We start from the raw sequence: 12,445 nt of genomic DNA, 5'->3' as shown, positions 1-12,445 counted from the left end.
GTTTCAATCTGTTTTCTGTTGTTCAGCTTTACCATTTCCCGGATCCCAGGAAGCCAATCTTACGTACTCTTTCCACTTGTTAGTTACGTCTTCCTGTGCTTCTTTCATTAATTGCTCAGCAATCTTTGGATGAGATTTTGTGAGCATCTTAAATCTGGTTTCCATGTAGGTAAAATCTTTAACCGGAATCTTTGGATCCTTTGAATCAAGCTTGAATGGATTCTTACCTTCTTTTGCTAGATCAGGATGATATCTGTATAGATGCCAGTAACCGGAGTCAACAGCAGCTTTTTGATTCTGCATTCCCTTTCCCATGTTAATTCCGTGAGCTATACAATGACTGTAAGCGATAATGATCGAAGGACCGTCGTATGCTTCTGCTTCAAGGAATGCTCTTAAAGTATGCTGATCGTTTGCACCCATTGCAACTTTCGCTACATAAACATTTCCATAAGTCATCGCCATCAAGCCAAGATCTTTTTTAGCAGCAGGTTTACCGGCAGCTGCAAATTTAGCAACGGCGCCACGTTGTGTTGCCTTCGAACATTGTCCTCCAGTGTTTGAATAAACTTCAGTATCGAGTACTAAAATGTTAACATTCTTTCCTGATGCGAGAACGTGATCCAGTCCACCGTATCCGATATCGTAAGCCCATCCATCGCCGCCCATTATCCATACTGATTTTTTAACTAAATAATCTGCAAGGCTCAGAAGATGTTTCAGATCATTTGTCTTTCCATTCGAACCGGTTTTGATCATATCGTCAAGTTTCTTTTTCAGAATCTTGACTCTTTCCCGCTGTTCATAAATTTCAGCTTCATCTTTTTGGTTTGAATTAATAATTTCATTAACGAGATCACCACCTAAGTCATTGGCATATTTTGAGAGGATCGTTTTTGCCTGTGCCTTGTGTTTGTCAATTGCTAATCTGAATCCAAACCCAAACTCAGCATTGTCCTCAAAAAGCGAGTTTGACCAGGCAGGCCCTCTTCCTTCGTGATTAGCTGCCCATGGAGTAGTTGGTAAATTACCGCCGTAAATTGATGAACATCCTGTTGCATTTGCTATAAGGGTTCTATCAACAAAAAGCTGGCTTACAAGTTTAACATATGGAGTTTCACCGCATCCTGAACAAGCGCCAGAAAATTCAAACAATGGTTCAAGAAATTGTGAATCTTTTACTTTCGTAACATTGATTTTCTTTCTGTCAATATCCGGAATCGAGAGGAAATAATCCCAGTTAACTCTTTCCTGTTCACGAAGCGGAATCTGCTCTGCCATATTGATTGCTTTAAGGCGAGTTTCCTTTTTGTTCTTTGCAGGACAAACATCCACACAAAGTTCGCAGCCGGTACAATCTTCAACAGCTACCTGCAGAGAATAGTACATATTGTCGCCGTAATCTTTTGATTTGAATTTTGTGTACTTAAATGTCGGCGGCGCATTTTTAATATACTGTTCATCGAAAACTTTTGCACGGATTGTAGCATGCGGACAAACAATAACGCATTTGTTACATTGAATGCACACTTCAGTATCCCAAACAGGAACTTCCAGTGCGATGTTTCTTTTTTCCCATTTTGTAGTTGAAAGTGGAAATGTTCCGTCGACAGGAAATTTACTTACCGGTATATCATCACCTTCAAATCCGATAATCTTTGCAGTTACATCTTTTACAAATTGAGGAGCGTTTTCGCTGACAGGAGGCTGAATCTTTATTTTGCTCGTAACTTTATCAGGAACAGAAACCTCAAATAGATTTGCTAGTGTTTTATCGACAGCATCAAAATTCATTTGAACTATCTTGTCGCCTTTTGCACCGTAAGTTTTCTTAATTGAATCTTTAATCAACTTAATTGCTTCATCTTTTGGAAAGATGTTTGAGATTGCAAAGAAGCAGGTCTGCATAATGGTATTAATTCTTACTCCCATTCCGGTTTCATCGGCAACTTTATAAGCATCGATGATGAAGAACTTCATTTTTCTCTGGATAAGATCTTTCTGTACTTTTTCCGGCAACGAATCCCAAACATGCTCTTTCGATACTTTGGTGTTCAATAAAAATGTCGAACCTTCCATTGCTTCTCTCAGCATATCTAGCTTCTCAAGAAATACCTGCTGATGACAGGCAATGAAGTTTGCTTTATTAATGAGATAGGTTGATTTGATTTCCTTTGGACCAAATCGTAAATGTGAGATAGTCATCGAGCCGGATTTCTTTGAATCGTAAACAAAATAACCCTGAGCAAAATAATCTGTTCCTTCTCCAATAATTTTTATTGAGTTTTTGTTAGCTCCAACTGTTCCATCAGCACCTAATCCATAAAATTTTCCCCGGAAAGTTTCTTTTGCCTCAACTGAAAAGTTCGGATCAAAATCAAGACTTGAGTTTGTTACGTCTTCTTTGATGCCAACAGTAAAGTGGTTTTTAGGTTTATCTGATTTGAGATTATCAAATACAGCTTTAATCATTGCAGGGGTGAACTCTTTTGAGGAAAGACCATATCTTCCTCCAACAATTTTTGGATAATTGAAATTCAGTTCGCCTGCCAAATATTTTTCGGAAATAGCATTAACAATATCAAGGTAAAGAGGTTCACCTGAAGCGCCGGGTTCTTTTGTTCTATCCAATACTGAAATTGCTTTTACAGTTTTTGGCAAGGAATTAATAAAATGATCAATTGAGAAAGGTCTGTATAATCGTACTTTTATCAAACCAACCTTTTCTCCATGTTCATTCAGATACTTTACTGTTTCCTCTGCAGCATCAGCACCGGAACCCATCATTACAATTATTCTTTCTGCATCTTTCGCACCGACATAATCAAACAAATGATACTGTCTGCCGACAAGCTTAGCAAATTTATCCATCTGCTTTTGAACCTGATCAGGACAAGCAACGTAGAATGGATTTACAGTTTCTCTCGCCTGGAAAAATACATCTGGATTCTGCGCAGTTCCTCTGAGTACCGGATTATCTGGAGTGAGTGCTCTCTTCCTGTGGGCAATTATGAGTTCATCATCAATCATTGCATGCATATCATCTGTAGTAAGCTGTTCAATCTTCATAACTTCGTGCGACGTACGGAAACCATCAAAGAAATGGAGGAAAGGAATACGTGCATTAAGTGTTGCAGCCTGTGCAATTAAAGCAAAGTCCATCACTTCCTGCGGATTATTTGAAGACAGAAGTGCAAAACCTGTTTGTCTTGTTGCCATCACATCGCTGTGATCGCCGAATATCGAGAGTGCATGCGCTGCAACAGTTCTTGCAGATACATGAAATACCGTTGAAGTTAATTCACCTGCAATTTTGTACATATTTGGAATCATCAACAGCAATCCCTGCGAAGCTGTAAAGGTTGTTGTTAATGCACCACTCTGTAAGGCACCGTGTACGCTTCCTGACGCACCACCTTCACTCTGAAGTTCACTTACTGAAGGTACTATTCCCCATATATTTTTCTTACCAACCGCTGCCCAATCATCACAATGCTCACCCATATTTGATGAAGGTGTAATCGGGTAAATTGCTATTACTTCATTTGTATGAAAAGCTGTATACGCAGCGGCTTCGTTTCCATCAATTGTTACTTTGTTCCTGTTCATTTCTTTTCCGTTATATTTGTTATTAAGCGAGGAAATTTGACAATGCCTCAATCCCAACTATTATACCAGCTAAATGTGTTTATTTATCGTATTATAAAGTGTTTTTTTTTCAAAAGTGGAAATTGAACCATATATCTAAATATCATTTCCCACTTTTAAGAATGCCTGTTATCTAATTAGGTTTAAACATAATTATCCACTATACGTCCTGAAGTAGGCTTCTTTGTTATTCAATAATCATTTGTTAATAATTAGTATATTAGCAAAGCAATTTCATCTTGCTGTCAAGAAAATTTCTAATTACAATTCATCAACATATCAGGAGAATGTATGGATCAACAGAACTTACCGGGATCTTTTAGACAAGACGTTTCAATAGGTGAATGGATGGTAACCATCCTAATCACCGCTCTGCCATTAATAGGTTTGATTATGTTATTTGTATGGGCTTTTGGAGATGGCACGAATCCAAGTAAAAAGAACTGGGCTATTGCAACATTAATTTGGTACGCAATCGGCATCGTACTGTTCATTATATTCATAGCAATGTTCTGGGCTTTTATATCTGCTATGTTTAGTGGAATGGGCGGAACATATTCTTAATCCAAGCTGGTTTGATGGATTATTTGAGGGCTCTACGCCCTCTTTTTTTATTTATTTTTGAAAAGCATTCTGTAAGTTTACTTGTTGATCTTATAAAAATCTGAAAAGATTTGTTCTCTAAGTTGAAATTACTCATCATCATCCGGGGATAAGAAAATTTCTTTGACTGAAAAAAACAGTTCTTCAAAAAAACGATTTGACTTTATTGACCAATTTCGTGGATTTGTTGGCATCCTGATGCTTCTTGGACACAGTTCCTACTACTTCAACTCTATTTGGTTACACCTTGACCCCGCCGACCCATTGGCTCCGAACTTTGAACAATTTATTCTTAGATACATTGGTTACATCTGCGCACCTGGTTTTCTCATGATGAATGGCGCAATGGTTTGGTGGGCATACCAAAAAAGAATTCAAAAAGAAAATTCAGATTGGAATGCTAAGTGGCATTTAATTCAGCGCGGACTATTTCTTGTTCTTGTTCAGGTTACCTGGGTGAATTCTTCCTGGAGCGGATTCGCATCTTTTAAACCGGCTCACCTTGGTATAATTTCTACAATAGGATTTTCCATGATAATCCTTACTTTCCTTGTAAATATGAAATGGCAAATACGTCTTGGTGTTGCATTGTTAACATTGATAATTTATCCATTCCTCTTAAAGATTAGCTACAACCCTGAAGTCTACTGGCAGCAGGTTCTTATGCAGACGTTTATCGATTCAGGTGATTTTAATAAATACCCGATACTACCCTGGTTTGCATTAGCAGCGTTAGGTTCAGTGATGGCAACTGGCTGGTTAAAAGGCTGGCGTTCGGATAAAGAAAAAATAATTTATAGCCTTGCTATCGGATTTGCTTCGATAATAATTGCAACATTTATACGTATGGAAAGAGGTTTCGGTAATATTTTTTCTTTTTCGGATTTCGGTTCCTTCTCATTTTTCTTCGATCAAAAATACCCGCCAAGTCTTTATCATCATCTCTGGTTTTTCGGATGGGTCGTTGTTGGTGTTGGAGTAATTATTTTTATCAATAATATTTTCCCGAGATTGTTAAATATTCTTTCGGTTGTTGGCAAAGTACCTCTTTTCTTCTATTGTGTTCACATTGCATTACTTGGAATATTTTCCAAAAGGATTGATATCTACTACCGGGAAGGTCAGGTAACAGAGACTCTGATCGGATTTGTAATTATGCTGGTAATTATGCTGCCGCTTGCAAAATGGTTTGGTAGAGTTAAACAACGAAGCACTAATTATTTTATAAAATTGATCTGATGAAGAATAATTCGACAAAAAAGTATTTTACAATTATTCTCTCTTGCCTTGTAACTATTTTTCTGATTTTTGCATCGGGGTGTTCAAAAAGAGAAAGCAAACCAGTTGTTCTTGCCGATTCAACTCGTTACTACCAATCAACCATTGGAAAAGAAAATTTCAATGGTATACTACTCGCAAATAAAATCAGCAAAAAAACCGGTAAACCAATTAAACCAGGAACAATCTTCAAACTTGATGAAAAAGCAAAATTATATGCAATCATTGAAAACAATTTTTCAAAAGATAGAGAATTAATGTTTCATATCGATTGGATCGATTCGGAAGGAAATTCGTTTTACCGGAAGCAAATTGATATCGCACCGGAGGATTCAATATCTGCAATAACCAGTTCTATTTCAATTTCCCCACAAAAAAGATCACAGGGAAATTACACCGTTCGTCTTTATATGTTCCGCGAATTGATTGCAGAAAAAAAATTTCAGCTTCTGGATTCAGCAGCTTATTCAGAAATCAATAAGGAAAAAATCAAATCCAGTACAAAGCAGTCAGCCAAAAAAGATTCAAAGAAGAAGATTCAAAAAGTTAAAAAAGCAGCTGAACAAATCTCGGCAGAAATTATATTATGCAGGAAGATAAGCAAGAAGACAGGCAAGCCGATTGGGGCCGGTACTGAGTTCACAATAAATGAAAAAGCAAAAGTAAAAGCCGTTGTCAACTTCAACAAGTCGGATGTTAAAACAAACGAACAAATGAAATTCTATTTTGAATGGATTGGTCCAGACGGAAAATCATTTTATAAAAAAAGAATAGTATACACAACAAGCAGTCCGATATTTACACTTACAAACTCAATTTCAATTTCGCCAGAGAAGCGTAAACCCGGTATCTACGAAGTAAGGTTGATCTATAAGAAAAAAATAATTGCCGAGAAGAAATTTGAACTCATTATCAAGCAATAAAAATTTTCTCAGGGCTTTGATATAATTATCAGTCCTTCCTGCTCATCAGCTACATAAACGTATTTGTCATCAAGTGTCACGGCCATCGTATATTTTGTCTGAACAGTACCAACCCGAACAGGTGAATACAAATTAGACACATCAAAAATCTGAAGCCCTCTTAATTCCGTAGTCAGATAGACTTTATTATCATCATAAATGACTTCTTTAGCATATCCTCCCGAAGCATATATGCTGGTTATTTTCACATCCGCAGTGTCAGAATAATCAACGATAACAAGACCGCCGGTTCCACAAGCCATGAACGCAACCGGAAGGTCCGGATGAATTGTTACATCTTCAGCAAAACCGGGTGTGTCAAGCAAGTCAACTAATGGGTAGATATTATAACCATCCTGAAAATCTGATATATCAAAAATTGTGAAACCAACTTCCCCGCAAGCGATAAACAGAAAATTACTATCAGCTGAAGTGCAAACAGCCTGTGCATAACCGGGCACGAAAAATGTTTGCCTAAAATCCGGATATGTAGGCGCATCTATTTTTGTAATATTAACACCTTCTTCACTGACTGCTGTGAACAAATAATCGCCCATAATATGGAAATTTTTTGCAGGAGCGATAGCACGAATTTCCGGAGTAATTATAGGGTGCACCGGATCCGAAACATTTACGATACTAACTCCAAAAGCTCCAGCTGCAAGATAGATTACACTGTCTTTATTAGCTAATTTGTATGAGTACCCTCTCAAACCATAAATCAACTCCGACACAAACTGTGGTTCTTGTGGATCAGAAATATTAATTATGATTATTCCGCCCTGTCCTTGCGATAAGTATACCAAAGAGTCTTTCAGTATAACATCCTGCGCATATCCTGAAGTAGCAAACTTGCTCACAACTTTGTATCCGCCGTCTCCGCCAATAATTGATTCCGGATCATTAGGTGTACCACAAGCAGCTATAAACACTACAATTAAAAACAGTGTTGCAGTATAAATTTTTCTCATAATAATTCTTTCCATTAGTAGTTTTATTTCTATTAAAAATTAAGTACATAATTAAAATTTATTCCCACACGATATTGTGTGTAATCTTTTTCGTCAGATACATATTCCTTATTCTCCTCTGCAGCGGAACTGGATTCTCTTTTAAACCAATGATAAAAAGCAGTCGCTGTGAGGTTTTCAATAACGTCAATATTATAATTGACAAAAACACGATAATTATAATCGTAACGACCGGCGTGCAGAGGATCTAATTCCAGAAAATGATCAGTTGTATAAAAAGCTCTTAAGTATTGAACATCAACGCTGATGTCATTGTTACGTGAAAAAATCTTAGGCAGTGCATAGCCAATACCAGCATAATAGGCATGCTCGAAATTAGTTGCATCAGAATCGTCAGAGTCTTCTTTTGTCTCACCGGGTTCATCGTAACCTTTTGCATCTGAGGTTGAATAGAGATAACCAAAATTTAAATCCACATTATTAAACAACGATTGATAAATCCGGAAGCCATATATATAATCGTGGCTGTCATATTCGGTATTTGATTCATCAAGATAGTATCGATCATACGCAAAATAAATGCGGGCTCTTGTAGTTTTCCAATCGAAGATATGCTGAAGCCAGAAGCTGAAATCATCTTTGGAAAAAATATATGGTCTGAATGTTTCCGGTACGAAGCCATAATAGAATACCCAGTCTTCATCTCGGAAGTGGCGCACATAGAAGCCGGGTATGTAAGAATATGATGCTGAGAAGGATGTCGATGCCGAAAAATACTGGCGAAGAAAAATGTTGTATGTTTCCCAGGTTTTAATTGAATTAAGCGTATAAGCATCGGAATCAAAACCGGCACCAAGTATTGTTCTTAATTTCCCGATAATGTTATCTGTAAATGTAACTCCAATTGAGTAGCTCCAGACCAGGTCATCTACTGTTTCAATATGGAATCTTCCTTCGTCTTCCCTATTCTTGAATCTGTCAATATATTTTTCAGAATATTTCAGAATGTTGCTATCGTAATACGGCCTTACTGAAAGACTGAGCGACCACTTATTAATTTTCTTCTCTGTTTTTTTCTTCTTTTGCCCATATAGTTCATTATTCAAACTCGACAGGAAAATCAAACAGCCAATTAGAATAATACCGTACTTGGCAATACTATTTATGTCAGGTTTAATTAACAATTAATTACTTTCTAATTTAATGTCTGTTTTGGGAAATAAAATTCTGCCTAATATCTGATAATTATCCAAAGTGATAATTTCATAAATGTGTGTTCCTGAAGGCACATTGATAACAATTTCTTTTGCTTTGCCAGGAGTTTTTTTCTTTTCTTTTCTGTACCTGCTCACATCTGATGCATTGGCACATAACATAAAAGTATTCTTTAGTTTTTTATCCTCTTTGATTTCCACACGATAGTTTAGCAAACCTTTCATTTTATAATCAAACTCGATTCGATTTAATACTCTTAATGTGGTTGGACCTGTAACTCTGACCTTTAATGGCTTGCTTGCTGAGAACCGGTAATATGTAACAACATCTTCATTAGTTACAAGACTCACAGGTTGGTTTGGGTACATTGGTGACAGTGATACCCAGTCAACTTTTTTCTCTTTAGTCTCTGTAAATAAAGAACGGGTCAGTATTTTGAGATGTCCCGAACCACTCCATAGTTCAATGGAATTCTCACCACGTGATAATTCAATTATAATGTTTTCGCCGATTGTCGGTAAACCCTTCGACGCATCTTTAAATTCAGATTTATCGTCAACTCTGACATTGTTAAAATCAACTTTAATCTTGCTGCCCCCGTTAATTCTGTAATAAACATTATAATCCACATTATTTACGTTTGTATTGATTAACTGACCACGTGTAATAATTTTTAATTTCCCCGGACCTCTGGTAGTAAGCACAACTGCTTCATCATTTGACAAGGGATAATATTTATAACTTTTCCCTGATACAATTAGTGTAACCGAACCGCTTGCATTTTTTGGAATAAGCACTTTCGTTTTAGGAGCTCCAAATGTCAAAAGACTCGCTGTTAATATCAGAAGCACCATTAAGAATAACTTATATAAATATTTAAACTTCATTATTGTCAAAGTAATAAGTCTGAATTTTGATTATCAACTTCGGGAGTTTGCGGCCGCATTTGCACCTGTTCTGTTCCAAGCTGATGACGTTTTCTTTCCATGAAGTATACAAAAGCGATTGCGATTGTTAGAAATAAACTTACCCCGGCTGTAAGCAAAACACTGTATCTTTTCTGAATAAATATTTCTCCCTCACCGGGACGAGGCAGCGGTGTTGGATTCAATGGTAATCCATATTGCTGTGCGAGCTGGTTTAAATTCAACAAATGAATTATTGGAATATTCTTTTCAGCCATGTAAACAAGTAAACCTCTGACAGGGTAATTTTTCATCGGAAGAGTTTTTGATAAACCAGTCGGTATGAATTGAACATTTTCTACTGAGCCTATGCTTGAAATTCCACCGCCGACATTAATGAATGCTTTTATTCTATCTTTCTTTCTGTGATGATTATATATATCAATTCTTTTTTGAATGCTGCTTTCAAGATGTTCTTCGTTTATAAATTCTACTTTATTTCTGTTAATCGCATCAATAATTAATTGTCTTCCTTCCGGACTAAGACCTCTCCCCCTGTCAAGTCCACCACCAATAGAAGCAGCAACAGTTCTGTTTTTAAATATTCCTTTTTTATAAAGAGCGTTTTCCATATCCAGCCAGGTGTAATATGGATCGTTTGCTCCCCAATTTGAGGCACCAACGGAAGTAATTATAATCGGTCGCAGCTTTAATGTCTGAAGCGCTGAATGAACTGCAATGTTAATTCCGGGGAATGAACCAGTAAATGCGACGGCAACAACATCATTCTTTTCCAGTTCTAATTCCTTAAGCATATCGACAACAACCGCTGAGAAATTCGGATTAGTTGATGTAAGCTTTGCTTCAATGTATCCGCGATCTGTTGTTATTGGAGTAATATCCTGCCCGATTAAAGCCGTTTCATTCGGATCATTCACAACATCAACAAAAACACTTTTACGTAAACGCAAATCTTTCAGATAATCAGCTGCTTCTTTTGTGAGCTTCGATGCTTCAATTTTCTGATCATAATATTTTAGCTTTACATCTTCTTTGCCGTACTCCACAGCAAGAAATGCCATAAGCGCCAAAAGCGATAACACACTTAGCACTGTTTTAGAACCGGAATTTAAATTTTGTATCTGCAATTATTATCTGAGAATTTTATGTCGGTAATAATTCACCGTTAAAAATTAAAATCACAATTAACCTGACAAGCACTGAAGTAATGAACAGAACACAAAGGGTTCTGAATATTCCCTGCTTTCCGAACCAGTGAGCGATCAGACCGGGAACAACCCAGCCAACAGCCTGCAGTTGAACCATATTAGACGTTAAATCAATCAATAAAAACTGTCTGGAAAAATTTGCAAGCAAGCAACCGACAAGAAGACATACAACCATCTGTCTTCTTCCATAAAGAAAGGTATAATGACCTAAAATTTTTATTATCAAAAATGTTGATAAGCTAACAAGAATAATTCCGGCAAGTCTGTCCGGTTGAGATAGCTGCAAGGCGATGTAACCAGGAACCACTATTCCACCGGCAGCTAAACCAAAAACTTCATAGGAGAGCAAGCTGAAAATTAATCCGAGAGTAATTGCAAGCTCAACCATAAACAACGCTCCGGTTTTCAAAGAAGTCAACTACTTTGCCACCCATTCCGCCCATATTTCCTATTGCGACAACTGTGGATTGTTCGACTGTGTATGCAAGTATTGCTTCGAAGACAGCTTCAGGTTCAGTCCAGCCAAGGTTTACAATCTTGTTCCGCTTCACACCACTGGCAACAGCTAATTCTTCTACGATTTCAGAGGATTGTCCGATCAGGATTAAATAATCAAACTGGTCTTTCAACTCTGAGCCGATCATGGATGATAATTGTTTTGCTCTGTCCAAACGATCCTGTCTTGTATTAAGCAAAATCATTTTTACTCCGCGAAGTCCGATCTCTCTCTTTATTTTCTCCCAGATCATCAGGGTTGACTGAGGATCATTAGCTGCAAATGCATTGAAGAAAGTAATATTCTTATTAAATACATTTACTTTCGAAATTTTTAATGCACCCGCATCGGGAACTGCTTTGTACATTCCGTTTAACGCTGTTTTCCTATCAACACCAACCTGCATACTTACAGCAAGAGCAAGTGCGACATTTTCTTTGTGCTCGATATGGTTGAAGCCTTTCATTTCCTGTTCTGTTATCAGGCTCTCTTCTGCTAACTCAATCCTGCAGTTTCTTTTGTGAGCTATTTCTTCCAGCTTATTGAAAATAACTTTTTCTGCTGTTAACAGATGCTTGTTTTTAGGAATTGTATTTCCGAGTGCTGTTGCAATTTCGGGAAGAGAATAACCCATTACATCAATGTGGTCCAATCGAACATTGGTAATTACAGCAAGAGTGGAGTGCAGCATTTTGTTTTCTGTAATCCATTGGTATTGCGGTTGAACGGCCATACATTCCATCACAATTGCCTGTGCATTTCTTTTGGAAGCAAATCTTACTATTGATAACTGCTCAATAATATTAGCGCCAGCTTTCCGATAAATTCCGACTTCACAGCCATTCTCGAGGATGAGTCGCGGATAAGTTCCGGTAACTTTTGTGATGGTCTTGATGCCGCCTTCACGTAAAGCTGCACCAATCAATCGTGTGACACTGGATTTGCCTCTGGTGCCATTAACGTGAATCCTGATAGGGATTGAATAAATTCTTTTTTGATGAAAATAATATTCAATCAAACCATACAGAGAAACAATCACCAATACAATTAATAGAACAGTAAAAACGTACATACCAAGTGACTATTTCTTCTGATTCATTTACTCTTCACAATTAATTAAGAGCGTTTCTTCCAAATA

At 37.2% G+C, this 12,445-nt stretch carries 10 protein-coding genes; 3 read left to right on the top strand and 7 right to left on the bottom strand.

Features of this window, described 5'->3' with window-relative positions; translation table 11 throughout:
• Positions 1–3 precede the first annotated feature (3 nt).
• Positions 4–3,609 (bottom strand): pyruvate:ferredoxin (flavodoxin) oxidoreductase, encoded by a 3,606-nt coding sequence (gene nifJ, locus IPM14_03815; GenBank protein ID MBK9097245.1) that lies wholly within the window; start codon positions 3,607–3,609, stop codon positions 4–6.
• Between the two features lie 330 nt (positions 3,610–3,939).
• Here nifJ and IPM14_03810 point away from each other — a divergent pair, with 330 nt between their 5' ends.
• The 3 genes from IPM14_03810 to IPM14_03800 all read left to right on the top strand — a co-directional run bounded on the left by IPM14_03810 (position 3,940) and on the right by IPM14_03800 (position 6,452).
• A complete protein-coding gene (locus tag IPM14_03810; GenBank protein ID MBK9097244.1) occupies positions 3,940–4,212 on the top strand; it encodes a hypothetical protein in 273 nt (90 codons plus the stop codon).
• A gap of 162 nt (positions 4,213–4,374) precedes the next feature.
• Entirely contained in the window at positions 4,375–5,490 is a 1,116-nt protein-coding gene (locus IPM14_03805) for a DUF1624 domain-containing protein (GenBank protein ID MBK9097243.1), read from the top strand.
• Positions 5,490–6,452 (top strand): hypothetical protein, encoded by a 963-nt coding sequence (locus IPM14_03800; GenBank protein MBK9097242.1) that lies wholly within the window; start codon positions 5,490–5,492, stop codon positions 6,450–6,452. Before IPM14_03805 ends, IPM14_03800 begins: the two co-directional genes overlap by 1 nt.
• An 8-nt stretch (positions 6,453–6,460) precedes the next feature.
• Here the strand turns inward: IPM14_03800 and IPM14_03795 are convergent, their stop codons facing one another.
• From IPM14_03795 to pgsB, 6 genes are all read right to left on the bottom strand, one after another.
• A complete protein-coding gene (locus IPM14_03795) occupies positions 6,461–7,462 on the bottom strand; it encodes a hypothetical protein (GenBank protein ID MBK9097241.1) in 1,002 nt (333 codons plus the stop codon).
• A gap of 32 nt (positions 7,463–7,494) precedes the next feature.
• Positions 7,495–8,646 (bottom strand): hypothetical protein, encoded by a 1,152-nt coding sequence (locus IPM14_03790; GenBank protein MBK9097240.1) that lies wholly within the window; start codon positions 8,644–8,646, stop codon positions 7,495–7,497.
• A complete protein-coding gene (locus IPM14_03785; GenBank protein ID MBK9097239.1) occupies positions 8,647–9,474 on the bottom strand; it encodes a hypothetical protein in 828 nt (275 codons plus the stop codon).
• A gap of 95 nt (positions 9,475–9,569) precedes the next feature.
• Positions 9,570–10,685 (bottom strand): poly-gamma-glutamate system protein, encoded by a 1,116-nt coding sequence (pgsW, locus tag IPM14_03780; protein ID MBK9097238.1) that lies wholly within the window; start codon positions 10,683–10,685, stop codon positions 9,570–9,572.
• A 61-nt stretch (positions 10,686–10,746) separates the two neighbouring features.
• Positions 10,747–11,199: a poly-gamma-glutamate biosynthesis protein PgsC gene (pgsC, locus tag IPM14_03775; protein ID MBK9097237.1), complete on the bottom strand. Its 453-nt coding sequence runs from the start codon at positions 11,197–11,199 to the stop codon at positions 10,747–10,749.
• On the bottom strand, positions 11,192–12,379 hold the full coding sequence (pgsB, locus tag IPM14_03770) for a poly-gamma-glutamate synthase PgsB (GenBank protein MBK9097236.1): 1,188 nt from the start codon (positions 12,377–12,379) through the stop codon (positions 11,192–11,194). The genes pgsC and pgsB overlap by 8 nt, the downstream gene beginning before the upstream one ends.
• Between the last annotated feature and the right edge of the window lie 66 nt (positions 12,380–12,445).

Source organism: bacterium (assembly GCA_016716565.1).
Lineage (GTDB): Bacteria > Bacteroidota > Ignavibacteria > Ignavibacteriales > Ignavibacteriaceae > IGN2.
The sequence above is the reverse complement of the archived record's forward strand: the minus strand, read 5'-3'. Positions and strand labels throughout refer to the sequence as shown.